Source organism: Paenarthrobacter sp. TYUT067 (genome assembly GCF_023656375.1).
Lineage (GTDB): Bacteria > Actinomycetota > Actinomycetes > Actinomycetales > Micrococcaceae > Arthrobacter.
The window spans coordinates 12567-35564 of record NZ_JAMOIT010000017.1 but is presented as its reverse complement, the minus strand read 5'-3'; the positions used below and the strand labels follow the sequence as shown (position 1 = coordinate 35564).

Here is a 22998-nt window from a genome sequence, read left to right as displayed (position 1 = left end):
GACGTGACAAATATGCCCATCAAATGAGCGTTTTATTCGACGTCAGGCCAAAATCCCGACGGCGGATTCGGCGGCCGCACGGACCGCACCGGAGCCAACCAAACGGTCAGCCGCTTCCAGTTCCGGCGACAGGAACCGATCGGTGCCCGGGCCCTGAACCACGTCACGAAGCACCTCAAGCACGGCCGTGCCAGCGGGACCCGGGGTGAGTTCGCCGTCGGACATCTGCGTCCGCATGTCGATGGCGCGGGCACTGGTGACAAGCTCGACGGCGAGCACCCGGCGGAGGTTCTCCACGGCCTTGCGCAGCTTCCGGGCAGCGTGCCAGCCCATGGATACGTGGTCTTCCTGCATGGCGGAGCTCGGGATGGAGTCCACGGATGCCGGAACGGCCAGCCGCTTGTTGTCCGAGACGAGGCCGGCCTGCGTGTACTGGGCAATCATCAGGCCGGAGTCCACGCCGGGATCCGCAGCGAGGAATGCCGGGAGACCGTGTGAGCGGGCCGGGTCCAGCATGCGGTCCGTACGGCGCTCGGCGATGGAGCTGAGGTCCGCGACGGCGATTGCCAGGAAGTCCAGGACGTACGCCACGGGTGCGCCGTGGAAGTTGCCGTTGGACGTGACGCGGCCATCCGGGAGGACCACAGGATTGTCGATCGCTGCGGCGAGTTCGCGGGAAGCCACCAGCGCTGCATGGTCCACGGTGTCGCGGACAGCACCGGCAACCTGCGGTGCGCAACGCAGTGAGTAGGCGTCCTGCACCTTGGTGTCGTTGATCCGGTGGGATGCGACGATGGGCGAGTTGGACAGCACGCGGAGCATGTTATCGGCGCTGGCTGCCTGGCCCGGGTGCGGCCGCAGTGCTGCGTGAAGCTCCGGCAGGAACACCTGGTCTGTACCCAACAGGGCCTCGACGCTGAGCGCGGCGGTGACGTCCGCCGTCGCCAGCAACATGCGGATGTCGGCAATGGCCATCAGCAACATGCCGAGCATGCCTTCAGTGCCGTTGACGAGGGCCAGGCCCTCCTTCTCGGCGAGGGTGACCGGCTCGATGCCGTGCTGGGCGAGCAGCTCAGCAACCGGAGGCTTGCCAGCGGTTCCGTACAGTTCGCCGTCGGGTCCTGTTGCTTCGCCTTCACCCATGAGGACCAAGGCGCAGTGTGACAGCGGCGCAAGATCGCCGGAGCAGCCCAGCGAACCGAACTCGCGGACCAGCGGGGTGATGCCGGCGTTGAGCACGTCCACCATGGTCTGCAAGACCACCGGACGAACACCCGTGCGGCCCGATGCCAGGGTCTTGGCGCGGAGGAACATGATGCCGCGGACCACTTCGCGTTCAACAGCCGGGCCCATGCCAGCAGCGTGGCTGCGGATCAGCGACTTCTGCAGCTGGGTGCGGAGATCGTTGGGAATGTGGCGGTTTGCCAGGGCGCCAAAGCCTGTGGAGATGCCGTAGGCGGGGACATCGCTGGTGGCCAGATCGTCAATGTGGGCACGGACCTTGGCTACGTTGTCCAGGGCGTCCTGGGAGATGGTCACCTTGGCGTCGTGGCGGGCGACGGCGACGACGTCTTCCGGGGTTACGCCGCTGGAGCCGAGGGTGACGGTGAGGGGTTCATGGGTAGTGATAGTCACTTACTTGCCTTCGTTCATGGGGATGCGGACGCCGCGTTCGTTGGCGACCTCGACGGCGCGGTCGTAACCGGCGTCGACGTGGCGGATGACGCCCATGCCGGGGTCGTTGGTCAGGAGCCGTTCAAGCTTTTCTGCGGCGAGGTCGGTGCCATCAGCCACGGAAACCTGTCCGGCGTGCAGGGACCGGCCAATACCAACGCCGCCGCCGTGATGGATCGATACCCAGGTGGCACCGGAGGAGGTGTTGAGCAGGGCGTTGAGCAGCGGCCAGTCAGCAATCGCGTCCGAGCCGTCAGCCATGGATTCGGTTTCCCGGTACGGGGACGCCACTGAACCGGAGTCCAGGTGGTCACGGCCGATCACGATGGGGGCCTTGACCTTGCCCTCTTTCACCAACTGGTTGAACAACAACCCGGCCTTGGCCCGTTCGCCGTATCCGAGCCAGCAAATACGTGCCGGCAGGCCTTCGAACTCCACCCGGTCCGCCGCGGCGTCGAGCCACTTGTGCAGGTGCTTGTTTTCCGGGAACAGTTCCTTGATGGCCTTGTCAGTCACTGCAATGTCCTCCGGATCACCGGACAGGGCAACCCAGCGGAACGGGCCGAGGCCCTCGCAGAACAGCGGACGGATGTAGGCCGGAACGAAGCCGGGGAACTCGAACGCACGCTCGTAACCGCCCTTGCGGGCCTCGTCACGGATGGAGTTGCCGTAATCGAAAACTTCGGCGCCGGCATCCTGGAACTCCACCATGGCCTGTACGTGGCGGGCCATGGAAGCCTGGGCCTTCTTGGTGAACCCTTCCGGGTCAGCTTCGGCTTCGGTGTGCCACTCGGCTACCGTGATGCCCTCGGGCAGGTAGGAAAGGGGGTCATGCGCGGAGGTCTGGTCGGTGACCACATCAAAGGTGATCTCCCCGGCCTTGTGACGGCGGAGCAGCTCCGGGAACACCTCTGCAGCGTTACCGACGTAGCCAACAGACCAGCCCCGGCGTTCCTCCTTGGCCTTCTGGACCTTCGCGATCGCGGTATCCAGGTCCGTTTCGACCTCGTCCAAGTAGCGCTTGCCGGCGCGGCGACGCAGGCGGGTTTCGTCGACGTCCACAATCAGGCAGGCGCCATCGTTCAGCGTGACGGCCAGCGGCTGCGCGCCGCCCATGCCACCACAACCACCGGTCAGGGTCAGCGTCCCCGCCAACGGACCTTCGTTTGAGCCTTCAGCAGCAGGCGCCGGGTGGCGCCCTTCCGCAGCGAGCTTGTTTCCGACGGCGGCAAAAGTTTCGTACGTGCCCTGCAGGATGCCCTGGGTCCCGATGTAGATCCAGGAGCCAGCGGTCATCTGGCCGTACATCATGAGGCCCTCGGCTTCGAGGCGGCGGAACTCGGGCCACGTTGCCCAATCCCCCACCAGGTTGGAGTTGGCCAGCAGCACACGGGGAGCCCATTCGTGGGTGCGGAACACACCCACCGGCTTGCCCGACTGCACCAGGAGGGTCTCGTCCTTCTCCATGGTTTCCAGGGTCCGGGTGATCGCATCAAACGCGGCCCAGGACCGGACTGCACGGCCAGTTCCGCCATAGACCACAAGATCGTCCGGACGCTCAGCGACCTCAGGATCAAGGTTGTTCATCAGCATCCGCAGCGGAGCTTCGGTCTGCCACGACTTGGCAGTGAGTTCAGTACCCCGGGCGGCCTTGACCGGACGGGCACCAGTGGTGAAATCGGCGGGTGCCATGGTGACTCCTTCGTCTGTGGGAAGTAGGTGGTGGAAAGATCTTCTGCTTCTACTAAAGCCCCTTTATCACGCGGCCGGAACGGCTTTTGGAGTGGCACCGTCCGGGATTACAGACATCTCCAACCTCTCGCATTTACGCCACAATGAGCGCATGCTGGACCCATGGCAACGTACCGGGTAACAACGCTCGTCGCGGCACCGCCTGAGCGGGTTTTCGCAATGTGGACAGACCCGGACCGGTTCAAGGAGTGGATCGGTGGGGTCACCCGGGTGACTGACCGCGTCGGTTCAATGGATGAGGCAGGCAGCCGCTACACGGTGTGGTTCGGCAGGATGAAAAGCCCCACCGAAATCCTCGCAGTGGAACGGCCTTGGCACATCCGCACGCGGTTCGGCAATGCGATCCTCAAGGGCGAGTCAGATGTGCGGTTTGCGGCCGAGAGGGACGGTACCCGTATCCGGCAGGAGTTCGTGACCCGCGGATTCGTCGCCGCCATTTTCGGGCGGCTTTTCGCCATGGGCTCCTACAAGGGCAGCTTCAAAGGCGAACTGGAGACCTTCCGCAAACTCGTGGAGAAGGAATCCACGGGGCGAAGCTAGCGCCGGGTTAGGCTCCAGGCCGCCCGTGGATCCGCACCGATAGTTCGTCCGCCGCTTTCCGAATGCGCGCGGCAAGGACCGGCCATTGCTCAGCAGGCACTTTGTCCTCAAGGAACGTGACGGCGACTGCCGCCGTCGGCCATCCAACATGGTCCGTTACTGCGGCGGCGATGGAGCAGAATCCCGGCGTGATTTCGCCGTTTTCCGTGGCGTAGCCGCGCTGCCGGACCTGGTCCAAGTGCGACGACAACGCCGAATACTTCATGATGGGGAACTCCACCTCATGCCGCGAAGTGAAGGCGGCGGCATTCGGATACAGCGCACGAACCTGCGACTTTGGCAGGGCGGCCAGGATCGCGCGGCCAGACGCCGTGAGGTGGCTTGGCAGGCGGACCCCGACGTCGGTCACCAGGCTGGGGCGGTTCTTGGCGCGTTCCTCCACAATGTAGAGCACGTCACGGCCGTGAAGCACCGCCAAGTGCGCGCTCTCGCCGATCACGTCCACCAGGGCGGCGAGCATCGGCCGGCCCAGCCGGGACAAGGGTTCCTGGCGCGAATACGCCGAGCTGAGTTCGAAGGCGCTGATGCCTAGCCCGTAGCGCTGCTCTTCATGCAGGTGAAGGACGAACCCGTTCGCCTCCATGACGCCGAGCAAGTGGTACACGCTGGATCGCGGCAGGCCGAGCGCGGTGGCAATGTTCGACGCCGCCATGGGACCGCGGCGCGAAGCCAACAGTTTCAAAATCCTCAGCGTATTTTCGGCCGCCGGGACTTTGGACGTGGCTTTGCCTGGTGCGGTTGGCGTGGTTGTCATGGTTCCTCGCTGCTCGGGCTGCTTGCGGGATTAGTCCGGTGTATGCAGGTACCGCTGTCCGGTATCCCGTACTCAAGCGTGCACCCTCGGAGAGTCAATCACCAGCGCGAATGCATTGATCGGTGTCTGGGATGCCGGACTCCCTTAGCGAGCCCGAACCTCTACCCCTAGGCAACGCGGCCCTTACGCGGAAGCGGCACCCTTACGCCGAAGCAGGAACGTGATGGCCCCGGCCGCAGCCAAGACCAGCGCCACGATCAGCCCGATGGTCCAGCCGCTCATCCCGGCAGACGAAGCGGCCAACGGGGTGGCTGCCTCCTGCGATTGCGAATCAACCGACGCGGCATCATTGTCAGCCGACGCGGCCGGCGGCACTGAAATGCTGGGCATGGCCGACGGAGTTGCCGCAGGTGTTGCCGCCGCTTCGGCTGGCGTACCGGTTTCGGCGAGCCCGACGGCGGGAGCATAGTCGCGCGGCCAAGGAACGACGATCGGGGCTACTCCAGTTCCGGAGTGTTGCGAAACGTCGACCTGGCCGGCTGCAGCCTGCCCGGCCTGTCCACCAGCAGCGGCCGCGGCAGCTTCCGCCTGACGGGCAGCTTCAGCTTGACGAGCCGCTTCCGCTTCCGCGGCTTTGGCAGCGTCAGCCGCCTTACCGGCGTCGACGGTTGCAGTGTCTGCCAAACCGGCAAGCTCGGCGATCATGGCGTCGATGGAGGCAACGTGGGCAGTGGTTGCCGCGTCTCGATTCGCAGCCGCGGCCTGGCCTGTGGTCATGAAGGCCTTGAGATCTGCGCGGCTGCCGTCAAGAGCAACGCTCGCTGCCGCACGAACCTCCGGCGTCGAATCCAACGCATAACTGGTCTGGATGCGATTATCCAGATTCCGGGCTTGATCAAAACCGTATTCCAGGAAGTAGCGGACGTCTGCGTGGCTGACTGACTCGAGCGCTTTCTTGGCGGCCTTCTCCACATATTCGCCTCCGACTGCCAGAAGCTGGTAAGAGCGTTGTCGATCCGCGGTGAATGCCGACGGCTTAATGGCGTCCAGCTCTATAGCTGCTGCGTGGCCTTCAAGGATGAAAGCTTTTACGGAAGTATCTCCACCCGACAGCGCCGTTTCCGCGGCTTCCCGAACCTTGGGTGTCCCCACCAAGGCAAGATCCAAGGCGGCCTGACGGGCTTCGCTGATCAGCGCGTCAGGGTCGGCTCCGGGGGCATCCAGCTTGGTAAGGAGCTCCGGAATTTCACGGGCCGCCTTTGCAAAGGCGGCCTTCGCCGGCTCCTGCGATGCCATTTGAGTTTCGTCCGCGATCCGTCTCGGTGTGGCCTGCGATGAGAGGAGGTCCCTGTCTGTCGCGAGCCGCGATGAGTCTGCCGCCCTTGCCGCAGAGGCGGTGCTCCGGGCTTGTTCGACAGCGGTCTTCGCACGGTCCGCGACCGCAGCGGTGCCGTTGGGGTTCGAAGCAATGTCTGATCTGACCTTTTGAAGGAGAGCGGCAACAGCCGTCGACTCAGCGTCCCGGTCGGCTGCAACGAGCTGCCCGTAGCGAAGGAAATCAGCAACGATTTCCCTGTCGTCCGTCATGACCGCTGCCTTGGCCGCAGCGCGGACACCCACAAAAGGAGAATCAAAGAGCTGGAACGCAGCCTGGCGGTCGTCTATCTCGGCGGCTTCCAGCCAGCCCCCGAGAACGAACTCCTCTATTGCTTGGTCGCCTTTGTCCAAACTGTCGGAGGCCTGCGTTCGGATTACGCCGTTCAGAGTTAGAAACCTGTAGGCAGTGATATCAAGGTCAAGCTGCCACGCTCCGGCCCAACCTGTCGAGAGAAAAGCATCGATGGCCGCCGGGTCGTTTAATGCCAGGATCTTTTGCGCAGATGAGCGAACATGCGCACTCCCCCGCGTCGTGAGCTCGGTGACCAGCTGCTTGCGATCCGCGGCGAGCGTGACATCCTGTCCGGCGTCGAGGAATGCATTAAGCGCATCTGCGCCACCCACCAGCGCGGTCGCAGCAGCGGCACGGGTTGCGGGGCCACCTGTCTTCCACAGCTCAACAACGCCAGCGGTATCAGTAGCCCGCTCGACGAACGGAACGGGGGCCTGCGCGGCGTGGGGCACCTCGAATTCGGGAATGTCATAGGCCTGGGCTGGCGCAGCGAAAAGCAGAGAAGCCCCAGCTACAACGGCCATCAGGGCAGCAGAAACACGGCGCCGGGTAGCGCGGAATGAAGAAAACAAGGGTCCCCCAAATAACGGATGCGGCGGCAGCACGGAATTCAATGGGGGCGACGCGGATGCGAGGGATGCCTGACCGGTGACGAGCTGTCCGCGGTCATCATATCCGACTGGGAACTATGACTTTTACCACTGTGAATGTCGTTGCCGAAAGTCGACACCACTGACTGTCTGCGATCAAAGACACCAAAGCCCCGTGAGTCCCATCACAAGTCGCCCAAAAGTGATCTGCTGGATAGCGATCCCCTCCCAAAGACGAGAAGGTTTTACTATGCAACAAACCAAGCTGGCTGTGGAGAGCTCTGTCCTCCACGCCGCGGGTACGGCGCTCAGCCGAGGCCTCAACGTCCGTCACGTTCGCTTCATGGCGCTCGGATCCGCGATCGGCACCGGCCTTTTCTACGGTTCCGCCTCCGCCATCCAAAAAGCCGGGCCGGCCGTCCTGCTGGCCTACATCATCGGCGGCGCGGCCGTGTTCATGGTGATGCGAGCACTGGGCGAGATGGCCGTCCGACACCCCGTATCCGGGTCCTTCGGCCAATACGCGTCCAAGTACCTGGGACCGTTCGCAGGTTTTGTGACCGGGTGGACTTACGTGTTCGAGATGGCCATTGTGGCCATCGCCGACGTCACGGCCTTCAGTATCTATATGGGTTTCTGGTTCCCACAGGTGGACAGATGGATTTGGGTACTCGCAATCATCCTGTTCCTGGGCGCCATGAACCTGCTCAGCGTGAAGGTGTTTGGCGAGCTCGAGTTCTGGTTCTCGCTGATCAAGGTGGCGGCGATTATCGCCATGATCGTCGGCGGTGCAGCGATCGTCGTGTTCGGCTTCCAAACGGGCGACGGCGGCGGCGTGGCACCGGGACTCGGGAACCTCGTGAATCACGGCGGGTTGTTCCCGAACGGTTTTGAAGGGCTCCTGGCCGCATTCGCCGTCGTGATGTTTGCCTTTGGCGGGATCGAGACGATCGGTATCACGGCTGGCGAGGCCACGAACCCCAAGAAGGTCATCCCGCAAGCAGTTAATACAGTGCCCGTCCGCGTTTTGTTGTTCTACGTACTGACGTTGGGCGTGCTGATGAGCATCTTCCCGTGGAACGAAATCGGCAGCAGCGGTAGTCCATTCGTGCAGATCTTTGATGGCTTAGGGATCCCGGCCGCACCGCACATCCTCAACGCCGTGGTCATTACCGCCGCGCTCTCGGCGATCAACAGCGACATCTTCGGGGCCGGACGTATCCTCTTCGGACTTGCCCAGCAGGGTCACGCACCCAAGAGTTTCAGCAAGATCTCCCGGCATGGCGTCCCTTGGATGACCGTGTTGATGATGGGCGGCATCCTGCTGGTGGGCGTCGTGTTGAACGCCGTGATTCCGGAGGACGTGTTCGTGCTCATTGCCTCGATCGCTACCTTTGCCACCGTGTGGGTTTGGGTGATGATCCTGGCTTCGCACGTTGCCATGAAACGGGAGATCAAGCGCAAGGGCTTGCCGGCGTCGGAATTCGGTTCGCCTTTGTGGCCTGTCGCTTCCATTCTCACCATGGCGTTCATGGCCATGGTGATCGTGATCCTGGGCGTCTTCGAGGACACGCGTGTTGCTTTGTACGTTGGTGGCACCTGGCTGGTGTTGCTGTTCGTGGCCTACAAGATGTGGGTCCGCGGTGGCGGGCTCCGCCGGGCCGAGCTGGTGGACGAGACGGCGCAAATGCCAATGGTGAAGGCAACCTAGTTTGCTGGCTGCGCTGTAGTTCGCGGGCTGCGCTGTAGTTCGCTGGCTGCGCTGTAGTTCGCGGGCTGCGCTGTAGTTTGCTGGCTGCGCTGTAGTTCGCGGGCTGCGTCTAGTTTCTCAGCCGTGTGGACTTGCTTCCCGGCAGCGGTGGCGCTTTGGATTTGTAGCTGTGCCCGGTGGGAGTGCTGACGCGGATCGTGTGCACATCACCGGGCATGCTCTTTGCGGTCCAGCCCGGAGTCTCCTTGGTGTGGTTGCAGGCTTCGCAAAGCCCGGCCCCATTGTTGAGGTGGGTGCTGCCTGCAGAATGCCAGGGAATGACGTGGTCGATGTGCCGGATAGGCGCATCGCAGTACGGAGTACGGCACGTGTTGTCCCGAATGTGGATGAAGCGTCTCAATTTTTGGGGGAAGAACCGTGCTTTTGAGTCCATCGTCAGGAGCTCGCCGCTGCTGGGAGCTGTGTAGAGGCGGCGGAGCAGCACTCTAAATTCGCTGCGGTCCGTGGGCTCCAGGTTCCCATGAAGCTGATCCTCATACCCTGATTGTTCATCAACCAGAAGTGCCCTTGCCCATTCAGCGGGTACGATTCCGTAGCCTTCGAGCCGAGCAGGCTCGGGGTCCCCTTGAAAGAGTGTGCGATCGGTCATGACGAGGTTGAGGTTGATGCCCGCAATGCCACCCGACGTGCCCGTTACGCGTTCGGTCAGGGTGTCAGCCATGACTTGGCCGCGGGTCCGTGTGTCCCCGCTGGAACGGACGGAATCAGCTGTCCGAGTCAGCGCTGCGTAGACGGCCACGCCTTGGGCGACCGGGAGCAGTGCGGTGAGGTACGTCATGGTGTCCGGCGCAGGACGGAGGCTGACCGTACGTTCCGCAGCCGCACGGCTGGCTCGCTGCGACACGGACCGCGGGTCACGACGATATGCGGCGGCTTTTGCAGCGGCGATGATGGCTTTGTCGCCCGTGCCGTCGAAGGTCCCGGAGTCCGGGGCGAGTTCCTCGTCCACCGATGCCCGGTCCTCAACGGACAGGCAAGCTGTTTCCTTCACGAGCAGCGTGGCCCGCCATTCGTTCAACTGACCCGACTCCAGTGCTGCCATGGTTCGCGGCATTTCCGTAACTAGCGCTTTGGCAAAGCCAAAGAGCCTGGATCCCTTATTGGGTGATTCCCGCCGCGCCAACGCCACCTGTGCAGCAACGCCCATGCCACGTTCAGCCGCAGGAACCCCGGCCTGGGCCTGCTCGGCCCGCTGCGCCAGATCAAACGCCACTGCAATCCGGGCTTGCCGGGCTGAAATGGCAGACTTCAGGTCTTCAAGATCCCGTAACTCATCGATCAGCGCCGAGCTATCGGCGGTGATCGGAAGTGACCCCAGCTCAAAGATGAGCTCCCGGATGCTCCCTCCGCTGACTGCCACTCCGGACGCAACCGCCACGGAAGGTGCAGGAGCCACTGTTGCCCGCTGCGATCGCCGAATTCCGTCCATGAAGCCACTCTTCCAGCCACCTTCGCAGGACATCAGACCCAAAGTTGCCTATGTGGAAAACCCAAGAGACAGTTGGTTCCAATGTTCTCGCCGAACATTGGAACCAACCACCAATCGGCGGGTTGTTCTAGAGGGAGGCAGCGGCGGAACGTACGGCCTCGGACAGCGGAGTCGAGGGGCGGCCGATCAGCTTCTGGAGATCACCGCTGGTGACCAGAAGATCGCCGCGCGCAATTCCCAGATCAGAGTCGGCAAGGATTTCGGCGAAGGCGTCCGGCACGCCTACGCCCACCAGGATTTGCTGGTATTCGTGGGCAGGAAGATCGTTGTAGGTCACCTCTCGCCCGGCAGCGGAGGAAATTTCAGAGGCCAACTGGTCCATGGTGAACGCGTGGTCCCCACCGAGTTCGTAGACCTTCCCGGCCTGGTCATCCGCCACCAGGACCGCCGCCGCTGCGTGCGCGTAATCAGCACGCGCGGCTGCGCTGACCTTGCCCTCGCCGGCACTTCCTGCAATGGCACCCTGGGCAAGGGTTCCCGGGAGCTGCTCGGTGTAGTTCTCCAAGTACCAGCCGTTGCGCAGCAGGACGAACGGAACACCGGACTCCTTGAGGAGCTCCTCCGTTGCCTGGTGCTCGGCGGCCAGTTTCATGCCTGTGGTGTCCGCGTTGGCAATGCTGGTGTAGGCCAGAAGGTCCACGCCCTCCGCCTTGGCAGCCTCAATAACCGTGCGGTGCTGCTCAACCCGCTGGCCCACTGCGCTGCTGGAGATCAGCAGCACCTTGGTGGCGCCCTTCAGTGCCGCGGCGACTGATGCCGGGTTTTCGTAGTCCATCTCCTGGACCGTGACGCCACGTTCGGCGAAGTCAGCCAGCTTCTCCACCGAACGGCCGGTGGCCACGATGTCCGCCGCGGGGACGTTGCGCTCCAGAAGGGCCTCTACAACGTGGCGGCCAAGCTGTCCGGTTGCTCCAGTGATAACGATGCTCATGGGTGGTTCCTTTCAACGGAAGTTTGCTCTGTCATGGTGGACAACGAGCCCTACATCCGGAAACTTCCCAAAAGTTAGTACGCACTTTAAGGTAAGGTACTGACATGAAAGTAAGTGACCTCCCGGCGCCGCTCCCCGCAACCATTGCCGACGGCGTGTTCCCGGCTGGTTGCCCCAGCCGGACGGTGCTGGATCACATCACCAGCAAATGGGGCGTGCTGATCCTGCTTTCACTCTCCGAAGGCGATCAGCGCTGGAGCGAATTGCGCCGCCGGGCCGAGGGCATCAGCGAGAAAATGCTCGCCCAAACCCTCAAGACGCTCGAGCGGGACGGACTGGTCCGCCGCGACGCACAGCCCGTCATCCCGCCTCGCGTGGATTACAGCCTCACCGAACGCGGCCGCGAGCTCAGTACGCTGCTCATTCCCTTGGTGACATGGGCCTTCGACAACGCCGACGCCATCATCGGCGGCCAGAACTAACCCGGCGGCGCCTTACCTGGCCGACCACCCGCCGTCCATGGTGTAGCTCGCGCCGGTGACCATCCCGGCGTCGTCGGAGGCCATCCAGGCGGCCAACGACGCCACTTCGTCAACCTCCACCAACCGCTTCACGGCGGACTCTGTGAGCATCACCTTGGCCAGGACCTCCGCCTCGGGGATCCCGTGGAGCCGGGCCTGATCGGCGATCTGCTTCTCCACCAGGGGCGTGCGTACATAGCCCGGATTGATGCAGTTGGACGTGACCCCGTGCTCGCCGCCCTCTAAGGCAGTGACCTTGCTGAGGCCCTCGAGCCCATGCTTGGCCGAGACATACGCACTCTTGTAGGCCGAGGCCCGCAACCCGTGGACCGACGAAATGTTGATGATCCGGCCAAACCCGTTGGCGTACATGTGCGGGAGCGCGGCCCTGATGAGGAGGAACGGGGCCTCCAGCATCAGGGCCAGAATCCGCCGGAACTCCGCGGGTTCGAACTCCTCGATCGGCGCAACTTTCTGGATGCCGGCGTTGTTGACCAGGATGTCGCAGTCGAGGCTCAGCGCGGCCAGTGTGTCCACATCCAACAGATCCACCGTCCAGGCAGTGCCGCCCAGCTCGTCGGCGAGGGCCGCAGCTCCGGAGGCATCGACGTCGGCCACTACTACTTTCGCCCCGCGGGCGGCGAGCGCACGGGCGCAGGCGGCCCCGATCCCACTGGCACCGCCGGTCACCAGTGCTTTGCGTCCGTTCAAGGAGTTGTCCATGGAACTAGCCTTTCGAGGTTGCGGAGGCCGGTGTCAGACCGTGCCGGATGGCGTCGGCTTCGTCCACCTCTTGCAGCGCGATGCCCTTGGTTTCCTTGAGCGAAACGACTGCGACGACGGTAATCGCGCAGGCGACCACCAGGTAGATCGCTGTGGGAACCCATGAGCCGGTGTCCTTGAGCCACTGGGTCGCCAGCAGCGGTGCGAGTGAGCCGGCGAAGATGGACGTGACCTGCGAGCCGAGCGAGACACCGGAGTAGCGCATGCGGGTGGGGAAGAGCTCGGACATGATAACCGGCTGCCCTGCGTACATGAAGGCGTGGAGGCAGAGCCCGATAGTCACGGCGAGCACGATCACCACGGCGTTCTTGGTGTCGAACATGGGGAAGGCGAAGAACGGCCAGGTTGCGCCGGTAATAGCACCCACCAGATATACGGGCTTGCGTCCCCACGAGTCCACAAGGCGTCCAACCTGCGGGATGACCAGGAAGTGGATGACGTGGGCGATCAGGAGTGCCAGCAGGAGCGAGGACGTGTCGTACTTGTGCACGCTCTTGAGGTAGACGATCGCGAAGCTCACCACCAGGTAGTACATGATGTTCTCCGCGAAGCGCAGACCCATGGCCTGAAGGATGCCCTTGGGGTACTTGCGGATGACCTCGCCAACTCCGTAGCTGATGGCCTTGGACTCCTCCACCTGTGCCTTGGCTTCGAGGAAGATGGGAGCTTCAGTGACGTGGGTGCGGATGTAGTAGCCCACAAAGACGATCACTGCGGAGAGCCAGAACGCGACGCGCCAGCCCCAGCCGAGGAACGCTTCGCTGCTCAGCGTGGAGGACATGACGAACAGGACCAGCGTGGCCAGAAGGTTGCCCACCGGTACTGCAGCCTGCGGCCACGACGACCAGAAGCCGCGGGACTTGTTGGGGCTATGCTCAGCCACCAGCAGCACAGCGCCGCCCCATTCGCCGCCGAGGGCAAAGCCCTGGATGAAGCGGAGAGCCACCAGCATGGCCGGCGCCCAGTAGCCGATGTCCATGAAGCCGGGGAGGCAGCCCATCAGGAAGGTGGATACACCCACGATCACGATGGTCAGCTGCAGGGTGGGTTTGCGGCCCAGCTTGTCGCCGATCTGGCCGAAGACGATTCCGCCGAGCGGACGGGCCACGAAGCCGACCGCGTAGGTGATGAAGGCCTGGATGATGCCGTCCAGCTCGTTGCCGGTGCTCGGGAAGAAGTACTTGCCGAAAACCAGCGTGGCGGCGGTGGCGTACAGGAAGAACTCGTACCACTCCACCACGGTGCCCACCATTGACGCCGCGACGATCTTCTTAAGTCCGGAACCCTCGCCGGCGCCTTTCCCTGCCCTTGATGCGGAGCGCTGCTCTACGCTCATATCCATCTCCTCAGTGTCCTCTTTGACCCTTGTGAACGTGATGTGATCCACAACACGACATGCTCCACTGAGTATTGCTGCAGATTCTTCCGCGCTCAATGACCAAAGTGGCACTGAGTATGTGCAAAATTGCAGATATGAATCCAAACCCCGACGACCTTCTCATCCTCCTGGCCGTCTCACGTTCCGGGAAATTTACGACGGCGGCACAAGCCTTGGGACTGAACCACACCACCGTTTCGCGCCGGATAGCGGCGCTGGAAAAGGCTCTGGGCGGCAGGGTCCTCGCGCGTGCGGCCGGTGGTTGGGAGGTGACGGAGCTGGGAGCCGAAGCTGTGTTGGTCGCGGAACGGATCGAGGCTGCGGTGGGCGCGCTGGGCCCCAGCCACCGGGCACCCGACCCCATTACCGGCGTCGTACGCATGACCGCGACTGATGGCTTCAGCGCGTATATCGCGGCTCCGGCCGTGGCGCGCTTGAGAAGCCAGCACCCCGGCCTCAGCGTTGAGATCGTCACAGTAACGCGCAGGGCGTTGCAACAACGCTCGGGGCTGGACATCGAAGTAGTGGTGGGGACGCCGCAAGTGCACCGGGCTGAGGCCATCAGACTCGGCGAATACCGGCTGGGGATGTATGCCTCACGCGCTTACCTGGCAGACAACGGGACACCCTCAAGCATTGAGGAGCTCACTCAGCACCAACTGGTCTATTTTGTTGATTCGATGCTGCAAGTGGACGATCTGGATGCGCCCCGCCGGCTGGTCCCCACCATGCGCGACGGCCTGAGTTCAACCAATGTGTTCGTCCATGTTGAGGCAACCCGCGCCGGGGCCGGCGTCGGGTTTCTGCCGTGCTTCATGGCTGACCGGCACGCTGATTTGGTGCGGCTCCTGCCCTCGGATTTCGCCGAGCTCCTCCCCTACTGGATGGTCCTCCGCCCGGACTCCATGCGCCGCCCCGCAGTTGCCGCCGTCGTGCAGGCCTTGCGGGAGGAGACGGAGAGCCGGCGGGAGGAGTTGCTGGGGGCTAAATAGCGTGCCCGGGGTGGCGGGCTTGGTGGGCCATCCGACGTTCTCGATGTTAGGCAAGCCTTACTATGTTAAGCATGCCCTCCGGTTCTGCCACTACGTCCTGCCCGCCCGGGCTCAAACAGCGAGCACCTTGGACTGTTTCCCGTCTCTTCACCCTCACCTTGTTCGCCAATCGCCGCTGGAGGCTGTTACTGGTGGGCTGCGCCGGACTTGCCCTGCATCAGATCAGCGAGGCTTTGGTGCCGGCAACTATCGGCGCCGCGGTGGACAACGCCATTGAACCGAACGACGTCGGCGCCCTCCTGAGATGGTTGGGCGCCTTGGCTGTGGTGTTCGTTGTGCTTGCTTTGTCGTGGCGCCTGGGCACGCTGGCCACTGAGCGATCCTTCAATTACGGCTCCCATGACCTCCGGCAACTGGTGGTGGAACGGACACTTCACCACCGCGGCATGGCCGCGCGGCGGGCACCCGGCGAAATTGTGGCCATTGCTTCTTCCGACGCCGACAGGGTGGCCGGGCTGTCCTGGCTGATCAGCGGTGGTCTGGCTGCCGCGGCCGGGGTGATCACCTCGGCCGTTACCCTCCTGTTAATCTCGGTACCCCTGGGCCTTGCCGTTCTCCTGGCAACCCCGGTCATGCTGCTGGTGATGCACCGGCTCACTAAACCGCTCGAGAACCGCAGCGACATGGAGCAGTCCACGGCTGCTCGGGCCGGCGCCCTTGCCACCGATTTCATCACCGGATCGCGACCCCTCAAGGGCCTTGGTGCCGAGGATGCGGCCATCGCGCGCTACCGTGCCGCGAGCCGGGAATCCCTCACTTCCGCCCTGAAAGCCATTCGCGCCAAGTCCGCTTACACAGGAGCCAGCACAGCCCTGTCCGCAGCTTTCCTGGCCGGTATCGCCTTCTTCGCAGCCTGGTTCGCCGTCCAAGGAACCATCACAGTAGGGCAACTGGTGGCCGTTGTTGGCGTGGCCCAGTTCGTTCAGGGACCCATGGCGTCACTGGGTTTCCTCAGCGTGGAACTCGCACGCAAACGCGCCTCGGCCGCACGCATCGCAGTCCTGCTTGAGGAACCAAACGCTGTACCCGCCCGGAACGCGGAAGAACGTACGACGGCGGCAGCTGGCTCAGCGGCAACACTCACCTCGCCGACGGAACCAGCGCCATACGGGGAACCAGCGCCGCTGCTCGAACTCAGCGGCAAGGCAGACAACAGCGTGTTCCCGCCCTTTACTGCGTCAATCGGCGAAATCGTGGGCGTCGTTCTTCCGGACGGTGACCAAGCGCGGAAACTCGTTGACACTCTTGGCTTCCGCACACCGGCTCCCCCGGGTCTGATATCCGTCGATGGCCGCGATGCCGCCCATCTTGACCCCCAACACGTTCGTTCACGGGTCTTTGCCGACCGCCACGATGGCGTCCTGTTCCGCGGCAGTGTCCGCGAAAACGTGGCGGTGGCCAGCACGGAACTTGAGGAACGCGCCCTGGTGGCTGCCGCCGTCGGGGACTTCGTCTCGCAACTGCCGGAAGGCGCGGAAACTGTTCTCACCGGGCACGGCCAGAGTCTCTCCGGAGGCCAGCGGCAGCGACTGGTGCTCGGCCGCTCGCTGCACCAGAAGCAAGCGGTGATTGTCCTGCACGACCCCACTACCGCCGTCGATACCGCTACCGAAGCCGTCATTGCCGATGGCTTGCGCAACTTCCCGGACAAGGCCCTGGTGCTGGTGACCACGAGCCCCACACTGCTGGGCATTTGCCATCGGGTGGTGGTGGGCGGAGCCGATGGGCCACCGGAAACCGGAACGCACCGGGAGCTTCTTGCCACGTCCGCCGGCTACCGCGCAGTGGTGGGCTCATGAGCGCGGAAATCCTGCCCATTGCCACGCCACGTGAGACCCGGAGGGCCATGTGGCGCCTGTTGGCGCAACGCCCGGCCAGGCTCACGCTGACCATTGTGGTGTTGCTGGCGGCGTCCTGTTGCGGATTGGCGGCCCCGGCAATTTTGGGTGTGATGGTCAACATCGCGGCCTCTGGCGGGGACGTCATGCCCCTGCTCTGGCTGGCAATCGGGCTGCTGGTTGCTGGTGGACTCGGCGCCCTGCTGGGCATTCTGGGCCAGAACCTGCTGGCACGGATCTGCGAGGAAGCCCTCGCCGGACTGCGCGAGGAAGTGTTCGCCGCCGCCGTCCGGAAGCCGCTCGCCCAGCTGGAAAAGGCGGGCATCGGCGACGTCGTGGCCCGTGTGTCCGGCGACGTTGAAGCCGTCAGCGAGGCCATCTCTGGCGTGCTGCCGGCGTTCACCAGCGCTGCCTTCACCATCGCCGTGACGCTGCTGGGCCTGGGTGTGATCGACTGGCGCTTCGCAGTGGCCGTGCTCGTGGCGGCGCCCCTGCAGGTCTTCACCCTGCGATGGTTCCTCAAGCGAACCGCGCCCATCTACCGGACCGTTCGTATCACTGAGGCCAACCGGACCGAGCAGATCATTGAGACCGTGCACGGTTCGCCGTCTGTTGTGGCGCTGGGCCTTGGCTCTCGCCACGCTGATCTGGTGGCGGCCGCGTCCCGGGAGAACATCGGCCATTCGCTGCGCGGGGTGGGTTACCTGACCCGCTTCTACAATCGCCTCAACTTGGCCGAACTCATCGGCTTGTCCGCAGTCCTGGTGGTGGGGTTCTGGCTTCACGCCGAGGGAACCGTGACCATCGGCGCGGCCACTGCTGCGGCGCTGTACTTCTACCGGCTGTTCGATCCGATCGGGCTGGTTCTTGGGCAGTTCGATGAGCTTCAGAAAGCCGCGGCCGGATTGGGCAGGATGTTTGGGCTCACCATGGCTGCAGGGCCAACCACCGCCCGATCCTCGTCACCGGCCTCTGATGCCGGCATCGTCCTGGACAACGTCACCTTCGCCTACCCCGGCCAGCGGCCCGCTCTCCACGGAGTCTCCCTCACGGTGCAACCCGGGGAGCGAGTGGCCATTGTGGGCACCTCAGGCGCGGGGAAGACCACCCTCGCCAAAGTCATCATGGGCTTGGAACACCCTTACAGCGGGACAGCATGGGTGGGCGGGCTGGACTCCGCCGCTGCTGCCCCGTCAGAGCTCCACGAGCGCATCGCCATGGTCAGCCAGGAGGTGCACGTCTTCTCGGGCACACTCGCCCAGGACCTCAGGCTCGCCAAACCGGACGCGTCCGCCGATGAACTTACGCAGGCGCTGGAGGCAGTTGGGGCTACTTGGGTTGAAACGCTCGACGACGGACTGGGGACTTCCGTGGGCGCGGGGGGCCACCAGCTCACTCCCGAGCAGGCGCAGCAGTTGGCCCTTGCACGTTTGATGCTAAAAGACCCACCCTTGGCAGTCCTGGATGAAGCTACAGCTGAGGCCGGAACGGGATCGGCCCACATGTTGGATCAGGCTGCCGAAGCAGCCTTGGCCGGAAGGACCTCAGTGGTGATCGCGCACCGGTTGTCCCAAGCAGCCTCGGCTGACACCGTGGTGGTCATGGAGCAGGGGCGGATGGTCGAGTCGGGTTCCCATCAGGATCTGCTGGCAGCCGAGGGCCGCTACGCCCACTTGTGGGAAGCCTGGAACAGCTCACTCAGCCGAAGCTGAAGGGCCCTCCCCCAGCGTCTCCACGGTAACGGGATCGTGCCGCACCGGGATTCCCTGGGCAAAAGCACGGACTTTGGCGTCGTCCCAGATGTGTGCCGGGACCCCGCCACCCAGGAGCCTCCGGGCCAACGTGGGGTCGTCGCCGAACGGCGCGTGGCTGCCGGCCATGATCATGTTGCCGTAGCGTCGCCCCTTGAGCATGGCGGGATCGGCAATGATCATGGTGTGCTCGAACGTGTCCGCGATGGTGGCGGCGTCGGCCCGGGCGTTCTTGAGGTCAGGGGCGTCGCCGGAATTGACCACATACAGTCCATCGGGGGCCAGGACTGAGTCCGCATGAGCTGTGAACTCCCTGGTGGTCAGGGCGCGGGGCGTGAAGGCTCCGGCGAAAACATCCCGGATGATGAGGTCCCGGCTGTCCGGGGTAAGGGACTCTGTGACCTGCCGTGCTTCACCCACGCGGATCCGCAGCATAGGTGCTTTGGGGAGGTCGAACCAGCCACGCACATATTCGGCCAGCTTCCCATCGAGCTCAACAACCACCTGACGCGCTTCCGGGTAGGCGGCATGGAAGTACCGCGCCATGGAGCAAGCTCCCCCGCCCAGGTGCAGGGCACGCAATTTGGGTTTCTGCTCCCGGGGCCACCGGGATTCCACCAGCGCCGCAATCCAGCGCATGTACTCAAAATCGAGGAACAGCGGGTCCGAGAGGTCAATGTGCGAGCTCATGACGCCGTTGATCTTGAGCAGCCAGCCGTTGGAGTTGTCCTGGTCCTGAAGCAACTCGCAATCGCCGGTATCGATGTAGTAGACCCCCGCCACCGGACCGTCAGGCTGGGTGCCTGTGGGCACCTCGACGACTCCCGCCGTCGACCTTTGCGACTTACTGATCCTGCCGCGTTTCGCCACTACTTTCGTCCTGCCTGAGTCATACTCCAAGCCTAGTGGAGCACTGCATGACCTCTACTCGTCACAACAAAGTAAGGCTACTTACAGTTTTGCCTGTAAGAGCCATATGATCTCTACATGGAACTCGGAGCATCGGTATGGGCGGAGGTGTTGACCGTGGCGGTCGCTTGGCTGACGGTAGTCTGCCTCCTCCTGGCACGCGTGCCCAAACCACCCAGCCTGCTCGACACGTCACTGGACGGCTCGCCCCTGGACATGGATCGACCCGAGGAAACGAAACCGCGCTGAGGCTCCGGGGAGAAGTGAGGCCCCCAGGAGAGGTGAGGCCCCCAGGGAGAGGCTGACGGCCGTTTCGTCAGGCAGACCGGACTGACGTCGGCTCGTAAACCACAACAGAACCCGTCGACGGCGCCAGGCACGTGAGCTGGCTCGGCACGGAGCGGCGGGCCAGCAGGTCCACCGTGATATTCGCCGGGCGGGGCGGCCTGCCGGTGATCTGAACACGCCACAGTTCGCCGTCGCGCACGGTTTCCGTGACCACATAGTGGTGCCGGCCGGCAGGACCGAAACGGGCCAGCACGGCCACAATGGCCGCTTGTTGCACCGGGGAAAGGTCCGTGTACCCGCGCAAATACTCTGCGTGGATGCGATCGGAGAAATGACTCTCAATCGTGGCTACGGACGACTCGGCGTCCAGACCTCCGTAATACACACCGTCCGGAGCCAGCACGGCGTTCGCAGCGAACCTGTCACCGCCAACATGGGAGCACTCCCACACCAGGTCCGGCCAACGCTCGCCCAGCGCACGCCCCACCGGCCGGCCACGCACTGCGCAACAGGGATCATGCCGGCCATGCGCGCAGATCAGGATGACCGGCGGGAGTCCAGGGTCTCCGGGGGATGCCAATGCAGGAACGATCCCCGCGAGGTCCGCATCCTGCTCCCACGATCCCCAGAGCTGCCGATGGGCGCCGGAGCTCTCATAACGCAATACTGCCCAACGTTTTGGACCGTGCCGCGGGCGGGGGCCTGGACGTCGCACTAAGAGGACCCTTGCACCGGCCGTCCGGGCTGCCCTGGAAACGAGGGCTTTGGTCCCGGCCTCAAGATCAAGGCCTTCGTAACCACTGGGCGGCCATCCGGCCCGATGCTCTATGAGGACCCAAACCGTGCCCGGTGACGCCGTGCCTGCCATCGAGTCGCCGCGCACGCGGGCGCTGTTGGCACAGAAGAAACCTGGAGTTGCAGCCACCGGGGACATCACTGCTCACCGTCCCTGTTCATCAATATCAATGTTCATCAATATCAATGCTCAGCGGGGACGAGGACTCCTGCGCGCAACAGCCTTTCCACGAGATCAACCCCTAGATCCTCTGCCAGGTGCTCTCCTCCGTCCAGCAGGCGTTTCACGGACGGCAAATCGGCCTCGGGGAAGTCGAGCCACCCCACGCGGGTATTCAGCCGCGAGCCCTCGAGCCGGGCTTCCAGCGCGTCCCGGAGTCGAATCAGCGATCCTGGCCCGAGGCGCTGAACAGCTGCGAGCTGGGCCACCGGACCAAGCGGGGCCGGACGCCCCTGCCCCCTCCGTGCGCGCTGGAACTGGGAGCTGGTATCAGCCTCAAGCACGGCGGCGGCAAGGCGTTCACGGATAGCAGCGAGTTCCCCCTCGGGTCCATCCACGCCCAGGGGCAAAGATCCGCGCATCTCCGGGTCATCGCACAGCGCAGCAAGCGCGGCCTGCGCGAGCTGTTCGGCCAGCGCATGGCGAGTCCACGTGTGGACTCCCAACGTGAGGTGAATCGAAACTTCGCCCTGTGCCTGAGCCGCATGCAACCAACCACGCGGGAGATAAAGGACATCGCCGGGCTCGAGGACCGTGTCAATGTAAGCGGGGCCTTGAGCAGCCTCGACGACGTCCGAGCGGCGATCGGTCCACGGCTGGCTACGCAACGGGTCCACGTGGACAGGCTCGTGGATAATCCAGCGCTTGGTTCCTTCGATCTGCAGGACGAAAACGTCGTGAACATCGTAGTGGTCGTCGAAACCGCGGTTCTGAGGCGGCGTGATGTAAGCGTTGGCCTGCACAGGATGCCCCAACTCGGTGCTCAACTGAGCACTGAAGCGTGAAACTGGATCCCACGTTCGATGCAACGCCTGCAGAACGAGGGTGGCTCCGTCAGAAAATTTGCGCCACAGAGCAGTGTCATCAAGCTGGTCCGAGATGGTGGCCCCAACGCCCGCCGGGGACGTGAAAGAGGATTCGGGAAGCGTGGAGCCGCCCTTGGCGACGCGAAGAAAAGGGGTGCGCAGACCGCGACGCGAAATCAGTTCGTCAACGGCGCAGGCAGAAAACACGTCGGAGAAGTCGCTGACGCCACGGCTAAGCAGCGCGGTGCGCCCCCAGACGTTGCCGGCAAACTTTTCAAGGCCGACGTCGATCAGTCGTGTTTCCAGGACCCCGGCGCCCTTCACTGCGCCGGGCTCCTGGAAATCAGTGCTGGTAGAGCTCAAATTCAGCTGCCCTGTTGTTCGGCGCCGCCATCGGCACCGCCGTCGGCACCACCGTCAGCACCGCCGTCGTGAGTGCCCGGAACGCCAGCCGCACCACCGTCCGCGGGGCCTTCAGCACCACCATCGGCGCCGCCGTCGGCACCACCGTCAGCACCGCCGTCGTGAGTGCCGGGGACGCCAGCCGCACCACCGTCCGCGGGGCCTTCAGCACCACCATCGGCGCCGCCGTCGGCACCACCATCAGCACCGCCATCGTGAGTGCCGGGGACGCCAGCCGCGCCACCGTCCGCGGGGCCTTCAGCACCGCCATCGGCACCACCATCAGCACCGCCGTCGTGAGTGCCGGGGACGCCAGCCGCGCCACCATCCGCGGGGCCTTCCTGCTGGTTTGGATCCTGCTCTGGATCAGTCATGCTTCCTCCCGAGAATCGAATGGCGTACTCAGGCTCCGATTTCGGCGCCCGCTTTCAACCCGGGCGATCTTCAGCCGCACCGCCCGTGATCACCATATCCATATGGGTCAGCTGTGGGAACAGCTTGGGCGGATGTGATTCCCGCTAAGACACGACGCCGGGACGCACCATCCGATGTTCCGGCAGGGAGTACCAGGACGGGTCGCAGAGTTGGCGCTTTCCGTCCGGCACAAAACCGTTGCGCCGATAAAAAGCCTGGGCGCGAGGGTTGTCATCCAACACCCACAGGTAAGCAGGTCCGTCGCCGATCAAGGCCTCCACCAACGCCTGCCCCACACCCCGCCCATGAACGCTTTCCAAGGTGTAAAGCATGAACAGCTCCCGTTCGCACGGTCCGTCCTCGTCTTGTCCGGGACCTGCGGCGCCAAGGCCCACCAAGTGGCCGTCGGGGTCATGGGCCAACATCCGGGTGTGGCCCGCAGCGATGAACGCCCGGTACCGTTCGATGCGGTCCGGCAGTGCCGCTTCCTGCTTCTCGAAGAACTCCGGAGGCAGCAAGTGCCCGTAACTCTCCTTCCACGACTGGACGTGCATGTGGGCCATGGCCTCGGCATCGTCAACCGTTGCCGGGCGAATCGTGAAATCCATCGG

Annotated in this window: 20 protein-coding genes; 8 read left to right on the top strand and 12 right to left on the bottom strand. The window is 63.9% G+C overall.

The genetic code is table 11. The annotated features are described in order from the left end of the window. Positions 1 to 42: 42 nt before the first annotated feature. Both hutH and MOD31_RS15610 read right to left on the bottom strand, forming a co-directional pair. Positions 43 to 1635, bottom strand: a complete 1593-nt coding sequence (gene hutH / locus MOD31_RS15615; protein ID WP_250821072.1) for a histidine ammonia-lyase — start codon at positions 1633 to 1635, stop codon at positions 43 to 45. Then, complete coding sequence (locus tag MOD31_RS15610) at positions 1636 to 3366, bottom strand: urocanate hydratase (protein WP_166841155.1); 1731 nt, start codon at positions 3364 to 3366, stop codon at positions 1636 to 1638. It abuts the gene before it with no gap. Between the two features lie 162 nt (positions 3367 to 3528). Here MOD31_RS15610 and MOD31_RS15605 point away from each other — a divergent pair, with 162 nt between their 5' ends. Beyond that, entirely contained in the window at positions 3529 to 3966 is a 438-nt protein-coding gene (locus MOD31_RS15605; protein ID WP_250821071.1) for an SRPBCC domain-containing protein, read from the top strand. Positions 3967 to 3973: 7 nt separating this feature from the next. Here the strand turns inward: MOD31_RS15605 and MOD31_RS15600 are convergent, their stop codons facing one another. Further along, a complete protein-coding gene (locus tag MOD31_RS15600; protein ID WP_142936957.1) occupies positions 3974 to 4780 on the bottom strand; it encodes an IclR family transcriptional regulator in 807 nt (268 codons plus the stop codon). Positions 4781 to 4963: 183 nt separating this feature from the next. Next, complete coding sequence (locus tag MOD31_RS15595) at positions 4964 to 6973, bottom strand: ALF repeat-containing protein (RefSeq protein WP_250821070.1); 2010 nt, start codon at positions 6971 to 6973, stop codon at positions 4964 to 4966. 316 nt (positions 6974 to 7289) lie between these two features. Between MOD31_RS15595 and MOD31_RS15590 the strand changes: the two genes are divergently transcribed. After that, complete coding sequence (locus MOD31_RS15590; RefSeq protein WP_250821069.1) at positions 7290 to 8750, top strand: amino acid permease; 1461 nt, start codon at positions 7290 to 7292, stop codon at positions 8748 to 8750. 109 nt (positions 8751 to 8859) lie between these two features. Here MOD31_RS15590 and MOD31_RS15585 read toward each other — a convergent pair whose 3' ends face one another. Together MOD31_RS15585 and MOD31_RS15580 are read right to left on the bottom strand one after the other, a co-directional pair. Continuing rightward, positions 8860 to 10239, bottom strand: a complete 1380-nt coding sequence (locus MOD31_RS15585; protein ID WP_250821068.1) for a DUF222 domain-containing protein — start codon at positions 10237 to 10239, stop codon at positions 8860 to 8862. 127 nt (positions 10240 to 10366) lie between these two features. Continuing rightward, a complete protein-coding gene (locus MOD31_RS15580; RefSeq protein WP_250821067.1) occupies positions 10367 to 11230 on the bottom strand; it encodes an SDR family oxidoreductase in 864 nt (287 codons plus the stop codon). A 104-nt stretch (positions 11231 to 11334) separates the two neighbouring features. Between MOD31_RS15580 and MOD31_RS15575 the strand changes: the two genes are divergently transcribed. Further along, on the top strand, positions 11335 to 11712 hold the full coding sequence (locus MOD31_RS15575) for a helix-turn-helix domain-containing protein (RefSeq protein ID WP_024819232.1): 378 nt from the start codon (positions 11335 to 11337) through the stop codon (positions 11710 to 11712). A gap of 12 nt (positions 11713 to 11724) precedes the next feature. On the opposite strand, the gene MOD31_RS15570 is transcribed toward MOD31_RS15575, so the two are convergent. Both MOD31_RS15570 and MOD31_RS15565 read right to left on the bottom strand, forming a co-directional pair. Then, entirely contained in the window at positions 11725 to 12474 is a 750-nt protein-coding gene (locus tag MOD31_RS15570) for a 3-hydroxybutyrate dehydrogenase (RefSeq protein ID WP_250821066.1), read from the bottom strand. A gap of 4 nt (positions 12475 to 12478) precedes the next feature. After that, positions 12479 to 13870 (bottom strand): MFS transporter, encoded by a 1392-nt coding sequence (locus tag MOD31_RS15565; RefSeq protein WP_250821065.1) that lies wholly within the window; start codon positions 13868 to 13870, stop codon positions 12479 to 12481. A gap of 137 nt (positions 13871 to 14007) precedes the next feature. Here MOD31_RS15565 and MOD31_RS15560 point away from each other — a divergent pair, with 137 nt between their 5' ends. From MOD31_RS15560 to MOD31_RS15550, 3 genes are all read left to right on the top strand, one after another. Further along, on the top strand, positions 14008 to 14904 hold the full coding sequence (locus tag MOD31_RS15560; protein ID WP_250821064.1) for a LysR family transcriptional regulator: 897 nt from the start codon (positions 14008 to 14010) through the stop codon (positions 14902 to 14904). A 71-nt stretch (positions 14905 to 14975) separates the two neighbouring features. Further along, on the top strand, positions 14976 to 16763 hold the full coding sequence (locus MOD31_RS15555) for an ABC transporter ATP-binding protein (protein WP_250821063.1): 1788 nt from the start codon (positions 14976 to 14978) through the stop codon (positions 16761 to 16763). Beyond that, positions 16760 to 18514, top strand: coding sequence for an ABC transporter ATP-binding protein (locus MOD31_RS15550; RefSeq protein WP_250821062.1), 1755 nt, complete (start codon positions 16760 to 16762; stop codon positions 18512 to 18514). Before MOD31_RS15555 ends, MOD31_RS15550 begins: the two co-directional genes overlap by 4 nt. Here MOD31_RS15550 and MOD31_RS15545 read toward each other — a convergent pair. Continuing rightward, a complete protein-coding gene (locus tag MOD31_RS15545; protein ID WP_250821061.1) occupies positions 18497 to 19423 on the bottom strand; it encodes a fused MFS/spermidine synthase in 927 nt (308 codons plus the stop codon). The genes MOD31_RS15550 and MOD31_RS15545 overlap by 18 nt on opposite strands. 117 nt (positions 19424 to 19540) lie before the next feature. On the opposite strand from MOD31_RS15545, the gene MOD31_RS15540 reads away from it, so the two are divergent. Further along, on the top strand, positions 19541 to 19711 hold the full coding sequence (locus MOD31_RS15540; RefSeq protein ID WP_166841145.1) for a hypothetical protein: 171 nt from the start codon (positions 19541 to 19543) through the stop codon (positions 19709 to 19711). Between the two features lie 67 nt (positions 19712 to 19778). On the opposite strand, the gene MOD31_RS15535 is transcribed toward MOD31_RS15540, so the two are convergent. Both MOD31_RS15535 and MOD31_RS15530 read right to left on the bottom strand, forming a co-directional pair. Next, on the bottom strand, positions 19779 to 20684 hold the full coding sequence (locus MOD31_RS15535) for a sucrase ferredoxin (RefSeq protein ID WP_250821114.1): 906 nt from the start codon (positions 20682 to 20684) through the stop codon (positions 19779 to 19781). Positions 20685 to 20728: 44 nt separating this feature from the next. Continuing rightward, positions 20729 to 21934: a cupin domain-containing protein gene (locus tag MOD31_RS15530; RefSeq protein ID WP_250821060.1), complete on the bottom strand. Its 1206-nt coding sequence runs from the start codon at positions 21932 to 21934 to the stop codon at positions 20729 to 20731. Between the two features lie 14 nt (positions 21935 to 21948). On the opposite strand from MOD31_RS15530, the gene MOD31_RS15525 reads away from it, so the two are divergent. Beyond that, the gene (locus tag MOD31_RS15525) at positions 21949 to 22485 is read left to right on the top strand and encodes a hypothetical protein (RefSeq protein ID WP_250821117.1); all 537 of its coding nucleotides are present in this window, start codon (positions 21949 to 21951) and stop codon (positions 22483 to 22485) included. A gap of 6 nt (positions 22486 to 22491) precedes the next feature. Here MOD31_RS15525 and MOD31_RS15520 read toward each other — a convergent pair whose 3' ends face one another. Then, the gene (locus MOD31_RS15520) at positions 22492 to 22995 is read right to left on the bottom strand and encodes a GNAT family N-acetyltransferase (protein ID WP_250821059.1); all 504 of its coding nucleotides are present in this window, start codon (positions 22993 to 22995) and stop codon (positions 22492 to 22494) included. Positions 22996 to 22998 lie beyond the last annotated feature (3 nt).